Genomic DNA, 26,453 nt, shown 5'->3' on the forward strand with positions numbered 1-26,453 from the left:
AGTACAGGTCACCTTTTGTTATCCATAGCCGCCGCGGGATATATGAATGATTATCAAATTACATTAATATACTTTTCTAATAAACTGTATATATCGCCCTTCAATTCTCTAAATTGAAATCCTAATGCTTCTGCTCGTGTATTATCTACAGTGCAATTCGTCAATCCATTATACGGAGCTATATTTTCTCCCGTTTCTTGGACGATAGCTTTCACTCCTGTATTCTCTTCTATAAAATGAATCACTTCTTGCATCGTAATAACACCATTACTACATGCATTAATGGGTCCTCTTATATCTACTGTATTTAGCCATGCTAGAAATTTCCCCGCTTCTTTTGCATGTATAAAAGACATTTCACCTTCTATATCTTCTACTACAAAGGGCTTTTGTTTCACAATGTTATCAACATAGAAGTACAATCTTTTTGTGTAATCATCACTTCCAATTACAACGGGAAAACGAACTGAAATAACTGGAAATGTGGCATGTGTAAACAACACAGTCTCTGCTAACCTCTTCCCTTCACCATAAGAAAAATCATGTCTATTTCCATAGATAATGGGATATGTATATGGATTGAAATCTTCTTCATTTAAAGAACGTGCTGGCTTATAAACAGCCATCGAAGATGTAACAATATATTTTTTTACTTTGCCCTGTAATACATTGCATATTACCTTTGCCGCATTTGGGCTATAACAAAGATTATCATACACAACATCATAACTTTTCCCTGCTAATTTTTCTTTCAACGCTTTCTCATCTTCTCGATCTACGATAATTCTCTTTACTCTTTTACCAAATTGATCTCCTGCAATTCCTCTCGTTGCAATTGTTATATCATGCCCATCTTGTAAGAGCCTTTCAACTAGTCTTTTTCCAAAAAATCTTGTTCCACCCAATACTAATATTTTTTTCAAATTCACCATTCCCACCTAATCATTTGAGTTTTTCATGATGACTGAATAAGTTGTTGTTACTTCATTATAATTGAATTTATTACCATTTATATATATAAAAGCAGAGATCGTATTTATAAGATCTCTGCTTTTCGATTTCATTTACCCGTATTGTCTCTAAACCATTATAATTTGTTTGTGCATCCATCTGTTTACATTTAATGTCTTACGTTGCTTTTAATTTAAAAGTACGATAACCAAAATAGATAATAGAAAGGATTGATACATATACCCATGCTTCATATACAAGTGGAGTTTCCCATACCCCCATGAAATATAGAAGTGATGGAAGTGTTAGTGTCACCCACGATTGTACAAACGCTATCCTTCCCAGGTATTGATTTATATCCTTTTTTTGTACATTTAATACATAGAACAAATACCATAGAAATGCCCACATAAACCACGTTAATGCATTAACGATATCTTGAAATTGTATAATCGATACAATCATATAGAATAGTGCAATGATAGCTACCCATAAGCAAAACCAGCCCAATCCATTATTACTCATTCCTGTAATAAAAGTGATTCCTACATATAAGTAAGTTAAACCAAATAAAAAAGTAGCAGCATACGAATAAACTGTCCAATTGCTTTGATCAGAGACTAAAATTAAATAAAAAGGAATTACAATTTGTAAGACACCTACAAATAAATTAAATACACCTACACTTTTTTCTTCTGCCTTTCCTAATATAACAAGGCTATTTAAAAACAGCGCTGCACCTGAAAGTAATAATCCAACATAACCCATATGTATTCGAGTGAAAAGCAATAGTGCTTCCCTCTACCCCCTCATATTATAAATTCGTCTTAAAAAGAATATAACAACAAAAATAACGCCTCAGCTCCGATAATATGTAACAGAGGCAATTCCTTTTGTTGTAGAAGTTTCGTTTTATATACGCTTTAAATAAAACGCTTACAAAAAATACTTAACATATCGAATATTAGGTAGATTCTCTTTTCATCTACTCTGATCTAAACCTTCTTCTGAAAACGATACCAACATCATAACAGCATCAACTCAAAAAATAAACACTAAAAACACTGGAATAAAACGCCATCAAGTGAAACTTTAATCAACCCTCACCGATCGGGCTTTTTTACGGGCTGTTTATCCTCCACCTAACTTCTTTATTTTTTGCTGAACTTTGAGGTGGGGTTATTACTATCCGCTAATAGCGGGATAAATAATGAAGTATATGCTCATTTATAATGTACATAATTGTTACGAAATAATTATTCAATTTTTGATGCAATTTTTCATTTGTCCAATCATATAATTTATTAAACAAAATATTTAATACTATCAACTTCATAGGGGGTGACATGATGAAAACAAGAAGTGCATTAAACGGATTAATTGGTTTATGGTTTATTATTGCGCCATGGGCTCTTGGATTCTCCGATAATGACAAAATGCTTTGGTCTAGTGTCATTATAGGGCTTATTCAATCCATTGTTTCATTTTGGGGTTATGATAAATTCGGATGGAATTCCTGGCAACATTGGGTATCCCTACTGACAGGACTTTGGTTCGTTATTTTTCCATTCACTTATTCATTATCAAGCGGTGAATTCTGGGCGAGTGTTATTTTAGGGGCTATTACAGTCTTATTTAGTCTGTGGAATTTAGGCTCAGCTGAGCAAAGTACAGATGTGGAGTAAATGTTTATCCCGCATTAACCGGCAGGAATCCCCACTGAATGAAAATTTCACTTTATATTAGCCCCTCTGATGAAATGATAGAGGGGCTTTTTAATTTGTATTTTCCTATACCTAAACAAGTCGTTCACTGAGCAAGTGTGTTAACGCGGGAGAGCATACATACCTCTCCCTAAATTACGTAGAAGTAAACACATAAAAAGTGAGCTAAACTTCCAAGTAAAACAAAAATATGAAAAATTTCATGATGACCCATATATTTAAATTCTAACCATCTTGGTTTTGCACCATAAATGAATCCACCAATTGTATAGAAGACCCCGCCAAGCACTAAAAGCATAATGCCATTGCTACTCAGATTTTGTGATAATGGCGCAAAGAAGAAGATGATTAACCATCCCATGACAAGATAAATAGCTGTCGATAGCCACCTTGGACAACTAAACCAAAACATTTTAAAAGCAATTCCACATACAGCGGTTGCATAAACTAACGTGAATAATAGTAAGCCGTTTTCAGCTTGTAATGTAATTAAACAAAAGGGTGCATATGTGCCTGCAATTAACATAAAAATCATGGAATGATCCAGTTTTCTAAAGAAATAAATAACACGTTCATTCGCCACAACCATATGGTATACAGTTGAAGCACCATAAAGAATCATCATCCCCACTCCAAACAGAATAACCGCTGAAATTGTAGGAACAGAAGGCATTTTCACAGAAACTTTCACGACCATGGCAAGAAGGGCAACAAATGATAAAACTGCGCCTCCTAAATGCGTAAACGCATTAACTGGTTCTCTTACATAAGCATTCACATTAACAACTCCTTATATAATTACATGTAGTTTTGATAACTACATGTAATTATATAAGAATTAAATCCACAGGTCAACATTTACAAGTAATTCGTTTCGTAATACTATAATTGGATATATAGTGGTAATTATAGAGCGTTATACCCACTAACTAAATTCACATCATTCCTATAAAGGTGAGGGTTTCATATGGAAAACGTAAACGATTTACTGGAAACATTACATTTAGAAAAAAAAATTACACTTGAAGATATTCCTAACGTAGATTTATACGTGGATCAAGTCGTTCAGTTATTTGAAAACAACTACAATCTGACGACGAGAACAGCGGATGAAAAAGTACTAACAAAAACAATGATTAACAACTATGCAAAAGGAAAGTTATTCATCCCTATAAAAAATAAGAAATACTCGAAAGAGCACATGATCTTAATTAGCCTCATTTATCAATTAAAAGGCGCACTTTCCATTAACGACATCAAAAGCTCTTTAGCTGGTCTCAATGAAAAATTAGTAAACGAAGACAATTTTGAACTGGATGCCCTTTATAAAAGTTACCTCAATCTCACAGAAACCAATGTCGATAACTTTCAAAAGGACGTTAACAATCGGATAGACGAAGTAAAAGCAGAGGCAACTACTTTTGAAGATGAAGATCTTGAAAAGTTCTTATTACTTACCTCTTTCGTAACGATGAGTAATATGTATAGACGCTTGGCAGAAAAAATGGTAGATGATCTGCAGCAATCCTAAATACGTAATAAAGCCACCTATTTCTAGGTGGCCTTTATTCATTTTTATTTTTCACCATTTTCTAATGCCCTCATTAGTTTCAACAAATGAATTTGTAGCGGTTTACGGGGAGCTATTCTATGAATAATACCTTCCTTCGTTAAATCATTTAATAATCTTGTTACTGTTAAAGCGATGTACTTTTTATATTCTTGATTAAAATCTTTACTAATTCTTTCTTTTTATATTTATCTCCCTATCCAAATACTTAGCTATAATATCTCTATCCAAACTATTAATCACCATATTAATTCTCCCTTGTAAATACCCATATAACATCCAACTTGAGCACTCTCTTAAATGTTTATACTTATCCTTTTTAGCTTTAAAACACAATACTGTATAGTTCTTTCTTACTTTGTAATAGTATTTAAAGATATCATCATAATCAATAATATATGCTCTTTGAATTTGATAAAGCTCCTTTACTTCATAAATCATAATTTTATTTCTTGTCCCAAAAACAACAAATCGATTTCCTACATCCATAAGGACTAACGGCATTGCTGCATAATCTGCTGAACACATGACTGCTCCATAATAGTATCCACCTGTAGCGCTTGCTTGAAATTGCAATTCAATAAATTCATTTTCTTCTAATTCATCATTTGCCTTTGCTTCTATCTCTTGAAAATTTTCTCTAGCAATTCGTCTTCTTATGTCTTTTTTCTTATTTTCCAAATTCCCAACAAGGCGCTCTCCTATTTCTTCAAATTGGGATATTTCCTGCTCATTCCACTGCTCGAAAACAATTTGATCTATACTATAGTCTGCACTATTCATAATATCCCTCCATTACCCTTTTTAATTTTTGCTTTCCCCTTGATAATCTTGTATAAATGGCACTTGTACTCATATGTAACCTTTTCGAAATATCCTCTATACTTTCATCTGCAATATACCTTTGATAAAAAATACTATTGTCTACATCATCTAGTTGATTGATTGCCTGCAAAACAAATTCTTTTTCCTCTTCTTGCAGCAATACCTTTTCTACATCTTCACCATCTTGTAAAATAAGTTGTTCTATTGTCTGCTCAATCCTTTTTCGCTTAATTTTCCTTTTATAATCTAGCGCCTTAAACTTTGCAATAGAAATTAACCAATTCTTAAATTGTCCTTTCTCAATTCGAAAACTATCTATTTTATACCACAGTATGAGAAGAACATCGTTGTAGCATTCTTCAATTTCTCCTCTTTCATGGTGCTCTCCTAATACACTTCCAATTACGCCATAAATTAAATTGCTATATTGAAGAATCAATTGATCCAATGCTTCCGTATTTTGTTTTTTTATTTCATCTACTAATTCCATATCATTCATATTCATGATCCCTTTACTTATATATACGAATGTAATAATTATATCCTTACACGATTTCCTTATTTTTCAAAAACAAAAAACTACCCACCTGTTATAGTGGGTAGTTCCTTTTACTTAATGGCCTCATGAACTTTTAACTGCTTACCTTTTATCGTTGTATTCTTCATTACCTTTAAGACAAGAGGACCTTTACCATTTAATATATCAACATACGAAACATTATCCTGTATCGTAATAATTCCAATATCATCCGCTGCCACTCCTGGAATTTTCGCAATGGTCCCAACGAAATCTACCGCTCTAATCTTCTTTTTCTTACCACCATTGAAATAGAGTTTCATGATTTCTTTATTTAATCCTGCACTCTTATCTTTTTTAATCATTGGTCTAGCGTTGATTTTCTCCTCAAAAGCAGCCTTCCCTTTTGTAACATCTTCTTTTGATGGAGCATCCATTTGCGGGATTTCAAAACCAATATAACCTTCAATTTCTGCTAAAAATTTCTTTTCGTAAGGTGTTACAAAGGTAATTGCTTTTCCACTTTTACCAGCTCTACCTGTTCTACCTGTTCGATGTACATAGCTTTCTTTCTCTAATGGAATGTCATAGTTGATAACATGTGTAATATTATCAATATCAATTCCTCTTGCGGCTACATCTGTAGCAACTAAATAACGGAATTCTCCTCTTTTAAAATCGTTCATTACATCAAAACGATCTTCCTGCACCATACCCCCGTGGATTTTATCACACGGATAGTTTGAATGATTTAATTGTCTAAACACATGATCTACTTGTTCTTGTGTCCGACAAAAGATAATACAGCTATCTGGATTTTCAACAGTTGTTACATCTTTAAGAAGAGAAAACTTAGCTTCTTCTCTCACTTCTAAAAGGGCATGTTCAATTTTATCTGTCGTAATTCCAGTTGCTTTAATCTCAATATTCATTGGAGTTTCCATGTATTTATGAGATAGTTTTTCAACATCTTCTGGTAATGTCGCAGAGAATAGCATCGTCATTCTATCCGTAGGTAATTCCTCAATAATTGCCTCTACTTGATCAATGAATCCCATATTCAGCATCTCGTCCGCTTCATCAATTACAAGATATTTTAAACGGTCTAAAGCAAGCGTTCCTTTTTCAATATGATCTAACACACGCCCTGGAGTCCCAACGACCACATGTGTCTTTTGCTTTAATTCTAATTTTTGTCTAGCAAACGGTGATTTTCCATACACAGCAGTCGCTTTAATACGTTTAAATCTTCCTATATTCGTGATATCCTCTTTCACCTGTGCAGCAAGTTCACGCGTTGGTGTAAGGATTAATGCTTGTGGTTTATTCTCTTCCCACTCCACCATTTCACAAAGCGGAATACCAAAGGATGCCGTCTTACCACTTCCTGTTTGTGATTTCACGACAAGGTCTTTTCTTTCTAGTGCAACTGGAATTACTTTCCCTTGCACCTCTGTTGGATATTCATATTTCAAGCTAGCAAGTGCTCTTACGATTTCTTTACTTAATGCATAATCTGCAAAACTTTTTTTACTCATGTAGTAACCTCATTTTATTTTATATTCTTTTATTTATTTTTCACCATCGTATAAACATCATATACGTTATTGCACCATATTTCATTATACTTGAGTCTACCTCTAAATCGGGATTAATATATATTTCAAAATAAAAAGCAGACTTATTATTAAGTCTGCCTTCTTATACTATACAGCTTCTTTCGTTTCCTTCAATACTTTCATATCAGAAACGGCTTCTGCATGTTTTACTTCATCAAATTCATTTTCACTCTTTGCAACAATCATTGTAGCAATTCCATTTCCAATTAAGTTTACAATCGCTCTTCCCTCACTCATAAAACGATCCACACCTAAAAGCAATGCTAATCCTTCTAAAGGAATAACCTTTAGTGCCGCTAACGTAGAGGCTAATACAATAAATCCACTTCCTGTTACACCAGCAGCGCCTTTAGATGTTAGCATGAGCACTAAAATAATTGTAATTTGCTGCCCAATCGTTAAGTCTACACCAAATACTTGTGCCAAAAAGACAACCGCCATCGATAAATAAATAGATGTACCATCTAGGTTAAAGGAATAGCCTGTTGGAATAACAAGGCCCACAACGGATTTTGAACATCCATATCGTTCCATCTTATTCATCATTCTTGGTAATACAGATTCCGAAGAACTCGTCCCTAATACGATTAATATTTCATCTCGAATAAACTTTAAGTAATTCCATAAACTAAATCCATATATCTTACAAATAATATTTAAAACGACAAACACGAATAAGAACATCGTAATATATACTGACATCATCAATTTTCCAAGCGGTACGAGTGAAGCCAGCCCGAAATGACCAATTGTGTAGGCCATTGCACCAAATGCGCCAAGCGGAGCTGCTTTCATTACATAACCAATAATTTTAAAGAATACATGTGAAAGTTTATCTAAGAAATCAATTACTGTTTTTCCTTTTTCCCCAAGGGCAGCCAGCCCAACCCCAAATAAAATTGAAAAGAATAATACTTGTAAAATGTCACCCTTAGCAAATGCATCAACCATATTAGAAGGAACAATATGAGTCACAAAATCAATCCAATTAATACCTTGGCCCCCGCCTTGTGTGTATTGTGAAACATCACCTTTTGCAAGTTCGTTAAAATTAAGACCTTCTCCTGGCTTTATAACATTTACGACAATTAACCCAACAATAAGTGCAAATGTTGTTACAACCTCAAAATAAATAAAGGCTTTTCCTCCAACCTTACCAACCTTTTTCATATCTCCCATTTTGGCAATACCAAGTACAATTGTTAAGAAGATAATCGGTGCAATTACCATTTTTACAGCATTAATAAATGTGTCACCTAATGGCTTCATCTCTTTTCCTACGCTTGGCCAAAGAAGACCGACTAACACACCTAGTGCAATCGCCGTTAATACTTGAAAGGTTAAATTTTTGAACAGTCGTTTCACCTTCAACTTTTCTCCCCCTTTTTTTTGAAAACTTTCCCATCCCTATGTTTTAAATAATGATAGCGTTTTCAGTTTAAAGTGAGAAGTTTATGGTCATAACGAATGTTTTGGTCATTTTGGTCTCATTTTTTCACTTCACGAAATACATAACGATTAATTGGTCTTCCAACTCCACCATATTGAACCGCTAAACGAATCAAACCGCTCTTTTCTAGATAATCTAAATAGCGCCTAGCAGTTACTCTAGCTATCCCAATTGCACTTGCAACTTCTTCTGCAGAATGCGGTTCATCTTGCTTTTTTACATAATCCGCAATTTCATTTAATGTAAATTCATTTAACCCTTTCGGTAAGTTATTTTCTACTTTCTTAGATCGCCCAGAATATAATAATAAATCAAGCTGTTCCTGTGAAATTGCCCCAGATTCCTTCAAACTCATTCTATATTGCCGATATTTTTCTAAAGATTGCTGAATTCGATACAATTTAAACGGCTTAATAATATAGTCCATGGCTCCGTTTTGAAGCATAAGTTTAATTGTTTCTCTATCTTTAGCAGCAGACACAACAATGACATCCGGTTCTAATTCTTGCTTTCTAAATTCCTGTAATACCTTAATGCCATCCTTTTTCGGCATGAAAATATCTAAAATCACAAGATCTGGATTCATTTCTTTTACGAGGTCAATTCCTTCCTCACCATTACTAGCAACAGCGATTACCTGAAATCCACTTACACTTCTTATAAACTCTTTATTTACTTCCTGAACCATCGGATCATCTTCAATTAACAGCACTTTGATTTCCTCTTTATATGCCATACAATTCCGCCCCCATCTCCATTGGAAAAGTAATGATAAAAGAAGTTCCCTCACCATAAAAAGATGAGACTCTAATTTCCCCTCTCCCTTTTTCAACAATTTGTTTTACTAAAAAAAGCCCATAACCTGTACCACTAATTTTATTTACAGTAAATCCTTTCTCATACAGTCTCGGTAAATGTTCTTCACTTATGCCGCATCCATTATCCTCAATCAATATCGCACATACATCTTCCAATTGTTCAATACTAATATCAATTCTTTTATTCTCCACCTCGGTTTGCTCAAATGACCCAAAAGCATTTTCAATTAAATTACCTAATAATACAACGAAATCATGTTGATCTAATTGATACGGAAAATTTTCCAAATAACTATTTTGATCAATACTCACCTGAATCCCAAGTTCTTTTCCTCTGCTTACTTTACTTAATAAAAGACCTGCAACTGCATCATTTTTAATTGTCTCATTTAAAAAATTAGTTACACTCTCTTTCTCCTCTGATGTGTTATAGGCAAGTTGTAATGCCTTATCAGCTTTTCCAAGTTGAATTAATCCTGCTATTGTATGAAGCTTATTCATATGCTCATGGCTTTGTACTCGAAGTGCCTCTACAAAATTTTTAACCCCAGTTAATTCCTCAGCAAGTTTTGTAACCTCCGTACGATCTTGAAAGATTGCTACAGCCCCAATCAATTCATTATCCTTCTTAATTGGTATACGATTGCTCAAAATAACCTTGCCACTTACTTTTATCTCTTCATTATATACTGGCTGATTCTTCTCCACGATTTCTGGAAGCCTTGTATCCTCTAGCACTGTACGAATCGGCTTTCCTACAACATCTCCATCCACACGAAAAACCTGCCTTGCTTTCTCATTGAAAATCGTAATAATCTCTTGATTGTCAATTGCAATCACACCCTCATTAATTGAATGAAAGGTTGCTGTTCTTTCTTCTAGCATTCTTTTAATTTCAAACGGCTCCAATTGAAACATTTGCTTTTTAATATGATTAGCTAGCATTAATGAACCTATCAATCCAAATATTAAAGTTAATATAACAATAAAAGAAATCTCTTCTGCCAGTCCAAGCATAATCTCCCAAAAGTTTGGTACCCTATTTCCTACAACGACAACCCCAATTTGATTTAGATCTTGATCTTTAACAGGCATAAATGCACGAATTACAGTACCTATTTCTCCCTTTGCTTTTGAAAAATAAATATGCTCAGCAAATGCCGGCTCTTCATCCGCTCCCTCTGAAGGTCTCCCAATCATTTCTTTTACGGGATGAGAATATCGAATATGCTCCATATTCATTACTACAATATAATCTGTTTCATTAATTACTCTAATATTTTCAACAACAGGATTTAATGTAAACCAACCGTGTTTTTCCTGAAGAGATTTCTTTACATCTGATAATTCAGCTACCGTCCGCGCTGTATTCATCGATCTAATTCGGAGCTCTTTCTCTTCTTTTTGTTGAATATTTGCGATGATAACAATACCACCTATAAGCAATGAAAAAATAACTACTACATAGGATAAAATTGTAATTTTCCAGCGAATTGGTAATTGTTTCATTAACTATCCCCCCTTTCATCTAAAGGCACCTTTACGAATTAAAATCTTCTCGGTATGCTTACCATAACAACCTAAGAGGAGGTTTAAGATGAAAAAAATAGCTATTATCATACTCTTTTTCATCGCTTTCATTGCTAGCTCTTTCTTTGTAGGGTACCATAACTTTTCTTCTCAAGATGCCATTTCGTATGACGATGATCAAGAAGGACTTAAAGAACAAATTGTTTTTAAATTTAGCCACGTTGTTGCAGAAAATACCCCTAAGGGACTTGCTGCCAGTAAGTTTGCTGAACTTGTTAATGAAAAATCAAATGGCGATATAAAAATAGAAATTTTCCCTAACGGAAGCCTATATTCCGATATAGAAGAAATCCGCGCATTAAAGGCTGGACAAGTTCATTTTATTGCTCCCTCTACATCAAAACTCGGCATGTTATCTCAAGAATGGGGCGTCTTAGATTTACCATTTGCTTTTCCGAATTATGAAGCCATTCAAGAAGGCTTAAACGGAAAAATTGGAGAACAATTACTTCAGTCCTTACAAAAAGATAACATTAAAGGTCTTGCCCATTGGTCAAATGGTTTTAAACAAATCACCTCGAATAAAGGACCTATTTATACCCCAAAAGATATACAGGGACAGTCCTTTCGCATTATGCAAAGTGATGTAATTCAATCTCAGTTTGATTTACTAAAGGCTGACGCCCATCAAGATTCCTTTAACTCCACATATAAATTAATTGAAAGTGGTAAAGTTGATGGTGAAGAAAATACAATTTCAAATATCTACTCTAAAAAATTCTATAACGTTCAGAACTATTTGACAATTAGTAACCATGGATATTTAGGCTATGCCGTAATGATGAATCAAAAAACATGGAATCAACAGACTAAGAAAACGAAGCGAATATTACTTGAAGCAATGAAAGAAGCCACCGCTTGGAACAATCAGCAGGCCAATCGAATGAATGAAGAACAACTCGAGCTTATTAAACAAAATTCACCCATCCAAATTCATAAACTAACTGATGCAGAAAGGAAAGAATGGGAAAAGGCACTAGCCCCTATATATGAAGATCTTGCTCCTACAATTGGAGAAGAATTGGTAAATGATTTGAAGGCATTACAGAAAAAGTATTAAGTTTTTAAAGTTAGTAACTAAAAAAGAAAAAGAGTATTTTTTAATACTCTTTTTTCACATCATCATTCTATATAAATACCAATTAAAAAACCGACATAAAACCCTTCTTTTTAGGTGGGGGAGAGCATCCGGCCATGCATAGAAGCGATCAGATCCTTTTCCTGCTCCATGCCAAGTGAAAACAAAGAGAGAAAACGGGTGCATGTCACCATTTGTTATCCATAGCCGCGGCTATATGTCGAAAAATCAAAATGGATTTATATATATCAAAATAATATTGTGATATTACTAATCAAACTCTTGAAATATATAATTTTGAAGAACGAAAAGAACTCTCCCCGAATAAGAATTTGATTTACTATTGCTTCTGTCACGATTAAATTTCACATCCATATTCGATATATAAATAATAAAACTTTGACTTACTGGGAAAAATAAGGTACATTATCAAATGAACGAACATTTTTAGTTATAATTAATAAAACATTCGTATTTAGAGGTGTAAATGATGGAAAACGTATTCGACTATGAAGATATTCAATTAATTCCTGCAAAATGTATAGTAAATAGCCGTTCTGAGTGTGATACAACTGTAACCTTAGGTAAACATACATTCAAATTACCTGTAGTACCTGCAAATATGCAAACAATTATAGATGAAACAATCGCAACTTACCTAGCTGAAAATGGTTATTTCTATGTAATGCATCGCTTTGAACCAGAGAAACGTATATCCTTTATTCAGGATATGCACTCACGCGGATTAATCGCATCTATTAGTGTTGGAGTTAAAGAAGAAGAGTATGGATTTGTACAACAATTAGCAGAAGAACATCTTTCACCAGAATACATTACAATAGATATTGCACATGGTCATTCCAATGCTGTAATAAAAATGATTCAACATATTAAAGAATACTTACCTGAAAGTTTTGTGATTGCAGGAAATGTAGGAACTCCAGAAGCAGTAAGGGAGTTAGAACATGCTGGTGCTGATGCAACAAAAGTAGGCATTGGACCTGGTAAAGTATGTATTACGAAAATTAAAACTGGCTTTGGCACTGGTGGTTGGCAATTAGCTGCGCTACGTTGGTGTGCAAAAGCAGCAAGCAAACCAATTATTGCTGACGGAGGCATTCGTACACATGGTGATATAGCTAAATCAATTAGATTTGGTGCAACTATGGTTATGATCGGTTCATTATTTGCTGGACATGAAGAATCTCCAGGAGAAACAATTGAAAGAGATGGAAAACTCTATAAAGAATACTTTGGCTCAGCTTCAGAATTCCAAAAAGGTGAAAAGAAAAATGTGGAAGGCAAAAAAATGTTTGTCGAACACAAAGGCTCTTTAGAAGATACATTGATTGAAATGGAGCAAGATCTTCAGTCTTCTATTTCTTATGCTGGCGGAACTAAATTAGAAGCAATTCGTACTGTAGATTATGTTGTCGTTAAAAACTCAATTTTTAACGGTGATAAAGTATATTAAGAGTTATCTATTATTTTTATATTTATTAAATAGGTGAGCAAGATACTTTATTTAGTGCTTGCTCACCTTTTATCTTATACTTATTTATTTTTCAGGGTTTTATTTAAATTATTTTTAACCTCAAAATAATATTTGATCTTTATTTCTTCAGAACGTAATATAAAACTCAGAGTTTTATGATCTCTCTCTGGTTCAGGCTACTGTTTTAACAGCATTATTATTAAGTCTCATTTACTTATGATACAGTTCACTGTAACAAATTAACCTGCAATTTTCTAAACATACAAAGATACCCCGTATTATTTCATATATTGCTCAACTAATTCATAACATCTTTATTTTGTAGTTGTTGCCAAGGATTCAATATATCCTACCCTTCCTAATGTTCACGTTGTTTTTCCTTTAATGCTTTCATTTCGTTATTAGAAAGTTGTGTTTTTAGTACACCGTAAATCTCGTTTAAAGCATCATCCCACACTTTATTTTTTTAATTGCTCCTTTTTCTCTCAATATCACTATCTTTTCTCCATACTTCTTCTCCTCATAAAGAGCTTCGCTTTTTTATTCCGTTTAAACTACCTGTTATACTAGAGAGTCTTAATCCACTATTTAAATTTTAATGTAACTTTAGTTTATCCCGCATTAACGGGCAGTAATACCCCCACTGATTAAAGTTTCACTTTATAAAAAATATGATAAAATCGTATCTATTAAATTTATAGTCATTATGTTGTGAGCATTTTGCAAAATTGAACACTTATTTAGCGAAAGTGTTCAATTCTATTCAGTGGCCACAGTTATACTAATTAACAAAAAAACGCTGGCATCAAGAGCTTTTATAAGGAGAGAAAACATGAGAAACCTTTATAAAAAGAAGTGGATATACCTGGTTCTATGTATTTTTTTCAGTGCATTTTTTTTCAATGCCTTAAACCATTTGCGAAACTCCTCTAATTCAAAAACTTTTTATTATACACCTATTACGCCTGAGCAATTTGGAGCAACTGGACTTGGTAAAGAATTCGATACAAAAGCTTTACAAAAAGCCATTAACAGTGGTTCACACCTTATTTTAGAGAGTGGTGCTACCTATCTCATTGATAAACCTCTTATTATCAATCATTCTATTAAAATTGAAACAAGTAAAAAGAACGGAAAACCAGCTATAATTTTACAAAAAAATAAAGATAGTGCACTTATTTTTAAAAATGATCCCGTGAAATCAACTTATGTAAAACAAACAATTACCCCTAATCAATCTTATGTTGTATTAGAAAGTACAGAAGGAATGAAAATTGGTGATCTACTACATTTAAAGTCTGATAAGTTATGGTATTGGGATAATCGGCGTTATTTGACTAAAGGTGAATTACATAAAATCACAAAAATCCAGGGAAATAAAGTGTATCTTGAAAGCCCAACAAATGAATATTATAAAATAAAAGAAGAGGAAAAAGTTACAGCCACCACATATCCTGAACAAAATCTAGAATTGTATAACATTTCATTCAAGCATCCAAAACCTCAAAATACAACAATGCTAAAAATAAATTATGCGAGCAACGCCAGAATAGAAGGTATTTCTGTAATAAATTCTAAAATAACAGGTATTTTCCTAAACAAAACATTTCATACATATGTTTCGAATAGCTATGTAGAACTAGGTACAACAAAAGAAATACCAACTGGTTATGGTATACAAGATTACGGAGGGTTAGGAAACGTTATTACAACCAGTACCTTTAAAAAAGTGAGACGTGGAGTAGACTTTTCCGGAGATACACCATCTCGTTATGGAACAGTTTCCTATTCAAAATCCTTTGGATATAAAAAAGGTACATTGGCAGCAGGAAACAGTGGCTTTGGTACCCACTCAACAGCTGAACATATTGTCTTTGAAAATAATTATATTGAAAATTTCAATCATGCTTTTATTACACGAGGAAATCATATTTTAATCAGAAATAATATATTAAAAGGTTTTAGTCAAGGTTTCGTAACTACTTCATATGGTGATAATGTGAAAATATGGGATAATGTGTATGAGAGTAAAAATGGGAGCAAGTTAGATTATTTCGCAATTATTCATAAGCAATACCACGGAGCGTTTACTGTAACAGAAAATACTATCAATGGCCTGACTGGACCATTGATTAAAAAAAATTCAAAAAATATTCGTTATCTACACGTTAACTCTAATCATACTATGCCTTAAAATAAAAAGGAGTTTATCAATTTAAACTCCTTTTTAAAAAATCACTTATGATAAGGCTCACTGCGTTATATCTAAATGAGATAATTCCATTAATTTCACATTTCGTTTTTGTTCCTTGAGATCTGTTTATATAAATCCATTTTGATTTTTCGGCATATAGCCGCGGCTATGGATAACACAGGGTGACCTGCACTCGTTTTCTCTCTTTGTTTTCAATTGGCATGGAACAGGAAAAGGATCTGACCGCTTCTATGCATGGCCGGATGCTCTCCCCCACCTAAAAAGAAGGGTTTTATGTCGATTTTTTAATTTGTATTTATATAGTGGTCTTAACTAATTAATTCTTTTTATGATTTCAGCAGGAGTAATGGATTGGGATGAATCCGTCTAACTTACTCAATCCTGGCCATTTTCCTATCTATTTTCCAAATCTTTTGCGATATCCGCATTTTCTACATAGTTCTTCCACTGCCACTCTTTGTGAAAATCCATCTACAAGATTTTTCGCTCTATCTCCTTCGATAATATCAGAAAATGAGGCATCATTAATATTTCCAAGGTTGATAACTCCCTCACCATCTAAACAACAAGGGATAACAGTCCCGTTCGCTAAAATACCTGCCTGATTTCGAAGACCATAACAGAAACCCTTCCCGTCGTCCTCTTCTTCATGTAATGCAGGCCATTGAAACTCATAATCTTGATTGATGAAGATGCGGTCCGCAATTTTCACACCACTCCCTGGTGTGACCTTCTCTTCAATTTTGTAGTTTAAATCAAATTCTTTCTCAATGATTTCTAACAAATTTCTGTTTCGTTGTCTTTCAAGATTCGTCGCATTATCTCGTGTGAGATTCCATAGTCTGAGCGAAACAATCATTTCCGATTGACTCGTTGCTTCTTTAATAAAAGAAAGTATACTCCTTACATATCCTTCCTTATCTTTAGAACCAGCATGGCCATCAAAGCTATGAAGTGAAAAATTCATCTGTCTTATTGCAGGTTTATTTAATAACTTGTGCTTCCTTTTATTAATCAATGTTCCATTGGTTGTAATATTAACTTTAAACCCTTTTTCATGACTTAAATCTAACAATTGATCTATTTTAGGATGGAGCAGTGGCTCACCTTTTACATGTAAATAAATGTAGTCTGTGTGAGGTTTAATTTGGTCTAATCTCTTAGAAAAATCCTCCACAGAAATGAATTGCTTCTGCCGTTCTGTTGGCGGACAAAAGCTGCATGCGAGATTACATACACTTGTAATCTCTAAGTAAAACTTCTTAAACTTTTTCAACCTCAATTCCTCACTTCTTTGGCTACTTAGAACAGGATGAAATATTGTTCTATCACTATTACAGCATAATTTTTCATAAATGGAAACATGCTTATTCAAGGAAACTAATGTTACCATTTTCTCTGTTTGAAAGAATGCAATTGTATTTTACTCATTACTTATCCTGCTACAATCTAAACAGGGATTCCTTCACTTATTATGATCTATATAAATCCATTTTGATTTTTCGACATATAGCCGCGGCTATGGATAACAAGAGGTGACCTGCACTCGTTTTCTCTCTTTGTTTTCACTTGGCATGGAGCAGGAAAAAGATCTGATCGCTTCTATGCATGGCCGGATGCTCTCTCTCACCTAAAAAGAAGGGGTTTATGTCGGTTTTTTAATTTGTATTTATATATACTTTGTTTTAACAAACTTTTGAAAGTATATTAAAAAGTAATTTTCTTGGTCTTTCCCTCTTAAAACTCTTCTTACCTAGCTTATAAAGAAATTCTGTATTTTGGTGTGCTATTGCATCTAGATAATCTTTTTCAAAATATATTTGACATCTTTTATTTGATAAAGATTCTCTAATAGAATTATTTGTAACAAATTCGTTTATTTTATTCTTTATTTCTGATTTATCTAATCCACTATAAAACAAGTTAGTTAAGCATGTTTTAAATGTATTAAGAAGCATAACACTGATTCCGTTATATCTCCTTTGTTTACTATCTTGATAATATTCCTCAATAACCTCTTTTTGTATTTCATAACCGTTAACCATATCATCAAATAGATAAGACATGTATTTGCTTGTAGTTCCACCTACTCTATAATAATATAATGGCTTATTAATAATTTTTACTCTATTTGCTTTCAATAACATTTCCAAGTTATAGTAAAGGTCTTCTCCTAGAAAACATATTCTCTCTAAATAATTCCCACTAGTTATTAACAACTCTCTCTTATATAACTTTGCAAATAGATTTGCTGGAAATGGATATCCATGAAGGTATGCAACTGCTAACTCATTTTTTATTCTATCGCCATTGTATATCTTATCCTCTTTAAAATATCTACTCTCATTCTTTTGTCTGATGAGTGCATGATTTCCTATTACTTTATACATATTACACACTGTAATATCAATATTATGATGAATGGCTTCATTATATAATATTTCAATAGCATTTTTATCAATCCAATCATCAGCATCAACAAACATTACATATTCAGAACTCGAAGTTATGACGCCTTTCCTCCTTGTAGCAATGCACCCTTCATTATTTTTGTTTATCAAGATTATTCTTTTATCCATCCTACTAAATTTATAACAAATATCTAAACTATTATCGGTTGAGCCATCATTGACTAAAATTAATTCAATATCCTTGAATGTTTGATTAATTACAGATGTTATACATTTTTCTAGTTTCTTTCCTGCATTGTAAATAGGTACAACCACACTTACTTTACTCATAAGAACCTCCGAATAAAACTTTAATTATGTATTAACTCTATAAAAAATTATAACATGTCCTTAATAAGGATTTACTTCATACAATCATTAACAAAATAACCGTTAATGAAGGAAATTCACCTACTGAAAAAAGCGTCAAAGACATGGAGTTGTACTTTGACGCTTCAGAAAATAATAACTATGTGCTTACTTGTGATACGGTTCACCACGGTTAATCCGAAATGCTCGATACACCTGCTCTAATAACACCAATCTCATCAACTGATGGGGTAATGTCATTTTCGAAAATGAAAGTGATTCATTGGAACGCTTCATCACGTCTGAACTTAATCCGAGTGATCCCCCAATTACAAATGCCACTTTACTTTTTCCATATGTAGCAAGGCGATCAAGACTCTCTGCAAATTCTTCTGATGATTTTTGTTTTCCTTCAATCGCTAATGCAATGACATGCGTATCATCTGAAATTTTATCCAGTATACGTATACCTTCTTTATCTTTTACAATTAACATTTCTGCTTCGCTTAAATTTTCCGGCGCTTTTTCATCTGGTAATTCAATGACTTCTACTTTTGCATAAGCAGATAATCGTTTTAAGTATTCTGCAATACCTTGTTTTAAATATTTTTCTTTTAATTTTCCGATTGAAATAATCGAGATATTCACACGTCTTCCCCACCTTACAAACACGTTATCCACAGAAGTTATCCACATATCCACATGCATTACCCACATATTGTGTGGGAATCTGTGTTCGATACAACATATGTCGCCTTATTTTGACAAAATTCACATATTTTTTGCTCGTTTTCACAGTTATCCACATTGTTGATAACTGGTGCCACTTCACACTCATCCACAATGATATCTAGTGCTAATTCTACATGTTCTAAACAACAAGGTAACTTCAAATTTTCCACCTCACTTTTCCACAATAGAAAACAGGAGGGCAGGCCTCCTGTTTTTTTAATACTGTTGACTGCCTAACTTCACTGTTGTTGTTGCTCTTTTTGTACCGCGATAAAATGTAATCGTCATTTTATCATTGATTTTTTTATTATATAAAACAGTTCGGAATCCAATAATATCATGCACTGTTTTTCCATCTATAGCTACAATTACATCATGTTCTCGTAAAGCTGCATCTGCCCCCGGTGATGGACTCTTCACATCTAAAATGCACACACCGTCCGTTACATTGCTTGGTAAATGCAATGTTTTATCCCAGTAATAGTTCGGAATTTCATTTAAAGATCTTAGTTCAATTCCAACATATGGGCGGCTTACTTTCCCACGCTTTTCGAGTTCACTTATAACTGGAACTGCTCTGGTAACAGGAATCGCAAGTCCAATTCCTTCCACTTCTTTTGCAGCAATTTTCATTGAATTAATTCCAATCAATTGCCCTGCTTCATTTACAAGAGCTCCACCGCTATTACCTGGATTAATAGCAGCATCTGTTTGAAGCACTTCTACTTGCCAATCATAATGTCCATCTTGATCTAAATCTACAGGAACAATTCGTTCATTCGCCGAAATAATCCCTTGTGTAACGGTACCTGAAAATTGTAACCCAAGTGGATTTCCAATTGCAATGACAGCCTCACCACGGCGAACCTTTGTAGAATCACCGATTTCAATTACTTTCTTTACATGCTTGGCATCTACTTCTAAGACAGCTAAATCTGTAACAACATCGCTGCCTAAGATTTTACCAGGAATTTTTTTACCATCACTTAAGCTCACTTCAATACGGTTCGCTCCTGCGACAACATGATGGTTTGTGACGATATAAGCACGGCCATTTTCTTTCTTGTAAATCACACCTGATCCCGTTCCTGCTTCTGCATCTGCTTCTGAAAAACTATCGCGCTGTATGTTAATTACACCTACAACCGCTTCAGATGCACGATCAACAGCGTCAACAAATCCTGAACGACTTGTCTGTGACTGCGCTACATATGTTTTCCCTTCACTTGCTTCCACTTGTTGCACTGTTTTTGAACCAGGCTTAGAAAATATTGGAGCCCCAAATGCAAACAATGTAGCCCCAACAATTGTTCCTACTATACTAGAAATGAAAATACCTCTATGCTTCTGTTTACCTTTTCGTTTCATACGGAATTCTTCTTCATCAATAAAGGACATACTTGTTCACCAATCCTTCCGAAAACAACTGTATTCCCCTTTATTGTTTACTAAAAAAAAGAATTATACGTATTGAATTTTCGTTGGTGCTTTTGGATCCGTATTATGTATTTTAAATGCGTCTCCTGCGGCAAATCCTTTTTCTTCTAACACCTGTGCGACAGACATACGTGCTAGTTCTTTCATATTGTTATCTGAACTTAAGTGCGCTAAATAAATATGTTTCGTCTCATCTGTAATGACATCGGTCATCGCAAGTGCAGCATCTTCATTCGAAACATGACCTACATCACTTAAAATACGTCGTTTGGTGCTCCATGGATAGCGTCCCATACGGAGCATCTCCACGTCATGATTACTTTCAAAAACAAAAGCATTCGCACCTTTAATGATTCCCTTCATACGGTCACTTACATAGCCTGTGTCTGTAATATGAGCTAACTTTCTACCATTATGATGAAACGTATAAAACATCGGTTCTGCGGCATCATGAGAAACGCCAAATGATTCCACTTCAATATCGCCAAATGTTTTTACGTCTCCAATTGAGAAAATAAACTTTTGATCTGTTGGAATATTGCCTATTGAATGTTCCATAGCATTCCACGTTTTTTCATTGGCATACACAGGCAAATGATATTTACGTGCTAAAACGCCAAGGCCTTTAATATGATCGCTATGCTCATGTGTCACGAGAATACCTGAGATATCACAAATATCTAATTCAGCTTGCTGAAATAAAGCTTCTGTCGCTTTTCCGCTTAAGCCTGCATCAACGAGCAACTTTTCTCGTTCTGTCCCCACATATAGCGCATTTCCCGTACTGCCACTTGCAAGTACACTAAAATGCAAACTCATTTATGCTCACTCCATTATTTGTTCGTTTTCCTTCTCTTTATCCAGCTTAATAACTTGTCCTTCAATAGCATTTACGAAATAGTCTACTTTTCGATCCGTTCTTAAATTCCATGTTGGAGCAAGCACTTGTACATTGGAAGAGGAAGGCGCGACAACAGTTGAATATCCAATCTGTGCCACTTTAAAATTCGTGTTTTGTTTCAATTGGTTTTTCCCGTATAAAGTTTCTAAAGCATTTTGAGCTGTGATAATCTCTTGCTCTTTTGGCTTTCCATCGTCACCCATCTCTTTCAATTCAGTTAACATCGTTTGTGTATATGAAACAAACTCATTTTTTTCATTTAACTCTGCAACAATCATCCCATGATCATTGTAAAAGATCGGTTTATCTTTATACTTTTGAAAGAAATAGATTTTCATTCCATCAGCTTTACCAAATTCATATTTCTGACCATCTAACACATAATTTTTTAAAAACTCACTATAGTTATCTTTTGAAAGTACTTTTGCACTTAACAATGGTTCTTTTAACTTACTTACAATTTTGTTTGAGTCCTGTAAAATAGGTGTTTGATTTTTTAAAGAATGAATATCCTCTTCTGTAAATGTCTTATTTCTCGCCGTGATAAACGAATCTTTCTTTGGCTCTTTTGGTAAGTTACCAATTGTAATTTTATCCGCTTTCAATTGATCACTAACATCTGTTTCCGTCATCAGTTCTAATTGATTACTATCTTGTTTTTGAATGAATTGAAAAACGAGAAAGAGATCTAAAACAAAAAAGGTAACAATAAAAATTGTTTTAATCCTGTTCCAGTCCAATTAACTCTCCCTCCTTCTCCTCATTCCACTCATATACCAAATGATTCTCGCCATAAACCACATACCAAATCGGTTTTAAATTAACCGCTGCTACATTTCCGTTTATTCCAGTAACCGGTAAAAGTTTATAGCCGAATCTAATATCTTGAATTAACTCTTTATTAATTGCTGGGTTCTTTTCTAATGATTGAATAACAACCCATCCACTTGGAAGAGACGTAGGTTTATCGTCCCCTTTATTAGTAAGCAACTTAAATAACGGACGTTTATAACTAATTAAATCCTCCGCACCCCACACTTGTGTTAATGTAGATAACCCTTCTTTGTTAAACACTGGGAAGTCACCCACATATAAACGAAATTGCGTTTCACCTGTCGAATCCATGTAATCAAAATGGTAATCATCCGTTAAACCACTATGACCATTAATAAATTCAAAACTACGGTCCACGAGAAGAGATCCGTACATATGCCCACCATCTGCTACAGATGAATTTGTGTATTCTAACACTGGGTTATGTTTATTTACTTGCATAAGGCGAATACCATCCGTATATGTGTCCTCTGTTTCACCAGGGATTCTCTTCACATAACGAGGGTCTCTAAACAATGCATTTTTAAATGAATCTACCTCAATGTCAGTGGTCATATAAAACTTAGCTTGCATTTCTATTTGACCATCTGGTAAAAATATTTTTTTCATATCATTTATGTCGTATGCAAAATACGGTCTTGCTAGTTCCGAAAATTGATTTTGTGCATTTATCACATCTCTAAGGGCAACACCGGTCAATGTCATTTTATATATTTTCCGATTACTATATGAAACAAAATTCACATCAATATTTTGATCACGGCTTCTAGAAGGATCCACAACAATACGATCAAATGTATACTTTTCTAACTTTTTATCCTTAATTGTTAATACGCCTCTGATTGTATCAAATGGAATTTCTGTCGGGAAAATAATTTCCATCTTACCATCACCGTGCACATAAGAGAGGAACTCACTCTTAGGAATTGAACCTGAAATATCCTTAAAATCGTGAAACTCCCCTCTCTCAAGTATTGTATATAGTAAGTTAATAAGTTCCTTCTTTTCACTTGCAAAATGCTTGTTTTCCTTATTATCCTTATGAATAATCATAGAAGACGGCACAATGACATTAGAAACGTCTTGTTTTGTTTCCGTTGTATTCCCTTGTCCAAAAAACTTTGTACTTTGCAATGGATTAGATTCAGGTACATATGTCCATAAATTAAAAGTAAGAAATAAACTAATGACAACTAAATTAATTAGAACAATGGTTTTAAAGTTTTCCATATTCATTCCCATTCGTCCTCTTCTTCCTTCGCCATTGGAAGGATGAAATAAATAGTTGTCCCTTTTCCTTCCTCACTTTTCGCCCAAATAGATCCACCATGTGCTTGAATCATTTCCTTAGCGATGGCTAAACCTAGACCCGTTCCACCCATCTGTCTGGAACGCGCCTTATCTACACGATAAAAACGCTCAAAAATCTTATCTACATTTTCTTTCGGAATCCCCATTCCCTGGTCACTTACACTAATTTCTAGCATATCCTCTCGATCGCGCAAACGATATGTTACCGTTCCACCTTCTGGAGAGTACTTTAAGGCATTCGAAATAATGTTATATAAAACTTGGGTAATTTTATCAGTATCCATGTCGATGAAACGAGATTTTTTAGAGAATGAACGTTTAAAGATGACATTTTGTTCTTTTGACATTTCGAAACGATCAATTATGTTATTAAAGAAATCTGTGAAATCAACCCATTCTTTCATTAAACGATATTCTGTACTATCTAATTTAGATAATTGTAATAAAGCATTTACAAGTCGAATCATTCTTTCTGTTTCATCTTGTGTTACCGCTAAAAATTGCGGTGCAATATTCGGATCTTGCCATGCACCTTCGCTTAATGCTTCTAAATAACTGCGCATCGTTGTTAGCGGTGTACGAAGTTCATGCGAAACATTCGCGACAAATTCACGACGTTCTCGATCAATACGCTCTTGTTCTGTCACATCATACAACACAGCAATTAAACCGTTTGCTTTACCAGTGTCTTTTTGAATAACAGAAAAACTAGCCCGTAAAATATATGGCTCATCTCGCGTACTAAAATCTAATAACACAGAGTCTGGTTCTTCATATAAATGATCTAACGTAAATTCTTCTTGAATACCTAACACTTCTAAAATTGACTGATCTAGAGCCGTTTCACGTGAAACGTTTAACATTTTTTCAGAAGGATCATTTAATAAAATAATATCCCCTTTTCGATCTGTAGCAATTACACCATCTGTCATATGAGATAAAACAGATGACAGCTTACGTCTTTCACTTTCTGTAGAAGAACGTGCTTGTTGTAATTTTTTCGATAAATTATTAAATGATAAGGCTAACTGACCAATTTCATCATGACTATGCACTTTTACTTTACGCGAGTAATTTCCTTTCGCCATTTCAATCGCTTGTCTTCGCATATCCGAAATCGGTCTTGTAATTGTCTGAGCTAATAAAATTCCTAGGACTGCAGTCACTAATAAAGCAATCACTGTCCCAGTCGCAAAGATTTGATTAATATCTTTCATCTGCTTATAAACATCTTCCATAGAAGCAATGATATGGATAACACCAATTATTTTTCCGTTTTTCCCTTCAATTGGAGTTGCCATGACCTGGACACGCCGACCCGTCTTGCCATCCTTCTCATCCTTACTATTTGTCTTTTTTTGTACGATTGCCCGCTGCACCGATATATCAGTTACCGTCTTACCTACCATATCTTGCCTAGATTGATCAGATGTTGCTAATAAGCGTCGGTTCGGATCAATGACACGCACTTCTTGAATAGCTGTATTTCGATTCGAAGAAAATTCCTCTATAGTCGTTTTAATAACCTGTTCTAACGGCGGATCTGTTTTCTCACGCTCTTTTGTAAACTCTTGTTTCAAATTGTAAGAGAGTAAATTCGTTTGCTGCGTTAGCGAATCTTTAAAGCTCATTACAAGACTTTTTTCTAACTCTCGAACAAAATATACACCAATAACCTGCATGGCTATTAAAATTAATAGCATATAAATGAGCACAAACTTTAAATGAATGGACTGAAAAAAACCAACTTTCTTCATATATTATTCCTGCTCTGGATCACGCAAGTAATAGCCTACTCCACGTCTTGTTACAATTAAAGTTGGGTGACTTGGGTTATCTTCAATTTTCTCACGTAAACGTCTTACTGTTACGTCTACTGTACGTACATCTCCAAAATAATCGTAGCCCCAAACTGTTTGTAATAAGTGTTCACGCGTCATAACTTGTCCTAGGTGCTTTGCTAAATAATGAAGCAATTCAAATTCACGATGCGTTAGCTCAATACTTTCTTCCCTTTTTGTTACACTGTACGCATTTGAATTAATAACAATTGGTCCAATGACCATTTCCGTGTTTTCTTCTTTTTCTGCTGAACTACCTTGTTGATGGCGACGCAAGTTTGCTTTTACACGTGCGAGTAATTCACGCGTACTGAATGGTTTTGTTACATAATCATCTGCACCAAGTTCTAAACCTAATACTTTATCGATTTCGGAATCCTTTGCAGTTAGCATAATGATTGGCATTTCATGATTTTTTCGTATTTCACGACAAACCTCTAAACCATCTTTCCCTGGTAACATAATATCTAATAAAACCATATCTGGTTGCTCTTCATTTGCCTTTTCAATGGCTTCATCACCATCATGTGCCATTACAATTTCAAAACCTTCTTTTTCTAAGTTAAATTTTAAAATATCTGCAATCGGCTTCTCATCATCAACGACTAAGATTTTTTTTCCCATCATCGTTTGTTTCCTCCTAATAAAAATATGGTCAATCATCCTCAAACATACGTAGGCATCTATATGTAGTCTACATCCTACATATAGATGTTCAATACAAACACATCCACTGTCTGAGTATTTTCTCCTCTATTCTCATAGAATCATGTATGTTCCACTTAC

25 protein-coding genes are annotated in these 26,453 nt (G+C 34.1%); 5 read left to right on the plus strand and 20 right to left on the minus strand.

All coding sequences use genetic code 11. From position 1 onward, the window contains the following. Positions 1-53: 53 nt before the first annotated feature. Entirely contained in the window at positions 54-932 is an 879-nt protein-coding gene (locus QRE67_RS25680; protein ID WP_286122970.1) for an NAD-dependent epimerase/dehydratase family protein, read from the minus strand. 196 nt (positions 933-1,128) lie between these two features. After that, positions 1,129-1,719, minus strand: coding sequence for an AmiS/UreI family transporter (locus tag QRE67_RS25685; RefSeq protein ID WP_286125380.1), 591 nt, complete (start codon positions 1,717-1,719; stop codon positions 1,129-1,131). Positions 1,720-2,297: 578 nt separating this feature from the next. Between QRE67_RS25685 and QRE67_RS25690 the strand changes: the two genes are divergently transcribed. Then, positions 2,298-2,636 carry an SPW repeat protein gene (locus tag QRE67_RS25690; RefSeq protein ID WP_286122971.1) on the plus strand — a complete coding sequence of 113 codons (339 nt, stop codon included), beginning with the start codon at positions 2,298-2,300 and terminating at the stop codon, positions 2,634-2,636. 169 nt (positions 2,637-2,805) lie between these two features. Here QRE67_RS25690 and trhA read toward each other — a convergent pair whose 3' ends face one another. Beyond that, positions 2,806-3,453 (minus strand): PAQR family membrane homeostasis protein TrhA, encoded by a 648-nt coding sequence (gene trhA / locus QRE67_RS25695; RefSeq protein ID WP_286122972.1) that lies wholly within the window; start codon positions 3,451-3,453, stop codon positions 2,806-2,808. Between the two features lie 189 nt (positions 3,454-3,642). Here trhA and QRE67_RS25700 point away from each other — a divergent pair, with 189 nt between their 5' ends. Beyond that, positions 3,643-4,206, plus strand: coding sequence for a DUF1836 domain-containing protein (locus QRE67_RS25700; RefSeq protein ID WP_286122973.1), 564 nt, complete (start codon positions 3,643-3,645; stop codon positions 4,204-4,206). 207 nt (positions 4,207-4,413) lie between these two features. Here QRE67_RS25700 and QRE67_RS25705 read toward each other — a convergent pair whose 3' ends face one another. The 6 genes from QRE67_RS25705 to QRE67_RS25730 all read right to left on the minus strand — a co-directional run bounded on the left by QRE67_RS25705 (position 4,414) and on the right by QRE67_RS25730 (position 10,983). Beyond that, complete coding sequence (locus QRE67_RS25705; protein WP_286122974.1) at positions 4,414-5,028, minus strand: hypothetical protein; 615 nt, start codon at positions 5,026-5,028, stop codon at positions 4,414-4,416. Then, on the minus strand, positions 5,021-5,569 hold the full coding sequence (locus tag QRE67_RS25710) for a sigma-70 family RNA polymerase sigma factor (RefSeq protein WP_286122975.1): 549 nt from the start codon (positions 5,567-5,569) through the stop codon (positions 5,021-5,023). Before QRE67_RS25710 ends, QRE67_RS25705 begins: the two co-directional genes overlap by 8 nt. A gap of 110 nt (positions 5,570-5,679) precedes the next feature. After that, positions 5,680-7,125: a DEAD/DEAH box helicase gene (locus tag QRE67_RS25715; protein ID WP_286122976.1), complete on the minus strand. Its 1,446-nt coding sequence runs from the start codon at positions 7,123-7,125 to the stop codon at positions 5,680-5,682. 168 nt (positions 7,126-7,293) lie between these two features. After that, positions 7,294-8,571 (minus strand): C4-dicarboxylate transporter DctP, encoded by a 1,278-nt coding sequence (dctP, locus tag QRE67_RS25720; protein WP_286125381.1) that lies wholly within the window; start codon positions 8,569-8,571, stop codon positions 7,294-7,296. A gap of 122 nt (positions 8,572-8,693) precedes the next feature. Further along, a complete protein-coding gene (locus tag QRE67_RS25725; protein ID WP_286122977.1) occupies positions 8,694-9,392 on the minus strand; it encodes a response regulator in 699 nt (232 codons plus the stop codon). After that, positions 9,382-10,983 (minus strand): ATP-binding protein, encoded by a 1,602-nt coding sequence (locus QRE67_RS25730; RefSeq protein WP_286122978.1) that lies wholly within the window; start codon positions 10,981-10,983, stop codon positions 9,382-9,384. The genes QRE67_RS25725 and QRE67_RS25730 overlap by 11 nt, the downstream gene beginning before the upstream one ends. Before the next feature lie 88 nt (positions 10,984-11,071). Here QRE67_RS25730 and QRE67_RS25735 point away from each other — a divergent pair, with 88 nt between their 5' ends. Next, the gene (locus QRE67_RS25735; protein WP_286122979.1) at positions 11,072-12,124 is read left to right on the plus strand and encodes a TRAP transporter substrate-binding protein; all 1,053 of its coding nucleotides are present in this window, start codon (positions 11,072-11,074) and stop codon (positions 12,122-12,124) included. A gap of 508 nt (positions 12,125-12,632) precedes the next feature. Continuing rightward, a complete protein-coding gene (gene guaC, locus QRE67_RS25740; RefSeq protein ID WP_286125382.1) occupies positions 12,633-13,616 on the plus strand; it encodes a GMP reductase in 984 nt (327 codons plus the stop codon). A gap of 379 nt (positions 13,617-13,995) precedes the next feature. Here the strand turns inward: guaC and QRE67_RS28740 are convergent, their stop codons facing one another. Continuing rightward, complete coding sequence (locus QRE67_RS28740) at positions 13,996-14,094, minus strand: lysozyme inhibitor LprI family protein (RefSeq protein WP_353507049.1); 99 nt, start codon at positions 14,092-14,094, stop codon at positions 13,996-13,998. A gap of 375 nt (positions 14,095-14,469) precedes the next feature. Here QRE67_RS28740 and QRE67_RS25745 point away from each other — a divergent pair, with 375 nt between their 5' ends. Then, positions 14,470-15,831 (plus strand): pectate lyase family protein, encoded by a 1,362-nt coding sequence (locus QRE67_RS25745; RefSeq protein WP_286122980.1) that lies wholly within the window; start codon positions 14,470-14,472, stop codon positions 15,829-15,831. 418 nt (positions 15,832-16,249) lie between these two features. Here the strand turns inward: QRE67_RS25745 and QRE67_RS25750 are convergent, their stop codons facing one another. The 10 genes from QRE67_RS25750 to walR all read right to left on the minus strand — a co-directional run bounded on the left by QRE67_RS25750 (position 16,250) and on the right by walR (position 26,294). Next, positions 16,250-17,128 carry a radical SAM/SPASM domain-containing protein gene (locus tag QRE67_RS25750; RefSeq protein WP_286122981.1) on the minus strand — a complete coding sequence of 293 codons (879 nt, stop codon included), beginning with the start codon at positions 17,126-17,128 and terminating at the stop codon, positions 16,250-16,252. Between the two features lie 409 nt (positions 17,129-17,537). After that, positions 17,538-18,593, minus strand: a complete 1,056-nt coding sequence (locus tag QRE67_RS25755; protein ID WP_286122982.1) for a glycosyltransferase family 2 protein — start codon at positions 18,591-18,593, stop codon at positions 17,538-17,540. A 186-nt stretch (positions 18,594-18,779) separates the two neighbouring features. Further along, positions 18,780-19,259: a 23S rRNA (pseudouridine(1915)-N(3))-methyltransferase RlmH gene (gene rlmH, locus QRE67_RS25760; RefSeq protein ID WP_286122983.1), complete on the minus strand. Its 480-nt coding sequence runs from the start codon at positions 19,257-19,259 to the stop codon at positions 18,780-18,782. Between the two features lie 59 nt (positions 19,260-19,318). After that, on the minus strand, positions 19,319-19,504 hold the full coding sequence (locus QRE67_RS25765; protein WP_286122984.1) for a CxxH/CxxC protein: 186 nt from the start codon (positions 19,502-19,504) through the stop codon (positions 19,319-19,321). Positions 19,505-19,559: 55 nt separating this feature from the next. Further along, positions 19,560-20,741 carry a S1C family serine protease gene (locus QRE67_RS25770; protein ID WP_286122985.1) on the minus strand — a complete coding sequence of 394 codons (1,182 nt, stop codon included), beginning with the start codon at positions 20,739-20,741 and terminating at the stop codon, positions 19,560-19,562. Positions 20,742-20,804: 63 nt separating this feature from the next. Continuing rightward, positions 20,805-21,599 carry an exodeoxyribonuclease YycJ gene (gene yycJ, locus QRE67_RS25775; RefSeq protein ID WP_286122986.1) on the minus strand — a complete coding sequence of 265 codons (795 nt, stop codon included), beginning with the start codon at positions 21,597-21,599 and terminating at the stop codon, positions 20,805-20,807. A gap of 6 nt (positions 21,600-21,605) precedes the next feature. Beyond that, positions 21,606-22,421 carry a two-component system regulatory protein YycI gene (locus tag QRE67_RS25780; RefSeq protein WP_286122987.1) on the minus strand — a complete coding sequence of 272 codons (816 nt, stop codon included), beginning with the start codon at positions 22,419-22,421 and terminating at the stop codon, positions 21,606-21,608. Then, positions 22,402-23,751 carry a YycH family regulatory protein gene (locus QRE67_RS25785; protein WP_286122988.1) on the minus strand — a complete coding sequence of 450 codons (1,350 nt, stop codon included), beginning with the start codon at positions 23,749-23,751 and terminating at the stop codon, positions 22,402-22,404. The genes QRE67_RS25780 and QRE67_RS25785 overlap by 20 nt, the downstream gene beginning before the upstream one ends. Then, positions 23,748-25,583 carry a cell wall metabolism sensor histidine kinase WalK gene (gene walK / locus QRE67_RS25790; protein ID WP_286122989.1) on the minus strand — a complete coding sequence of 612 codons (1,836 nt, stop codon included), beginning with the start codon at positions 25,581-25,583 and terminating at the stop codon, positions 23,748-23,750. The genes QRE67_RS25785 and walK overlap by 4 nt, the downstream gene beginning before the upstream one ends. 3 nt (positions 25,584-25,586) lie before the next feature. After that, a complete protein-coding gene (gene walR / locus QRE67_RS25795; protein ID WP_286122990.1) occupies positions 25,587-26,294 on the minus strand; it encodes a cell wall metabolism DNA-binding response regulator WalR in 708 nt (235 codons plus the stop codon). Positions 26,295-26,453 lie beyond the last annotated feature (159 nt).

This window comes from Bacillus sp. DX3.1 (genome assembly GCF_030292155.1).
Lineage (GTDB): Bacteria > Bacillota > Bacilli > Bacillales > Bacillaceae_G > Bacillus_A.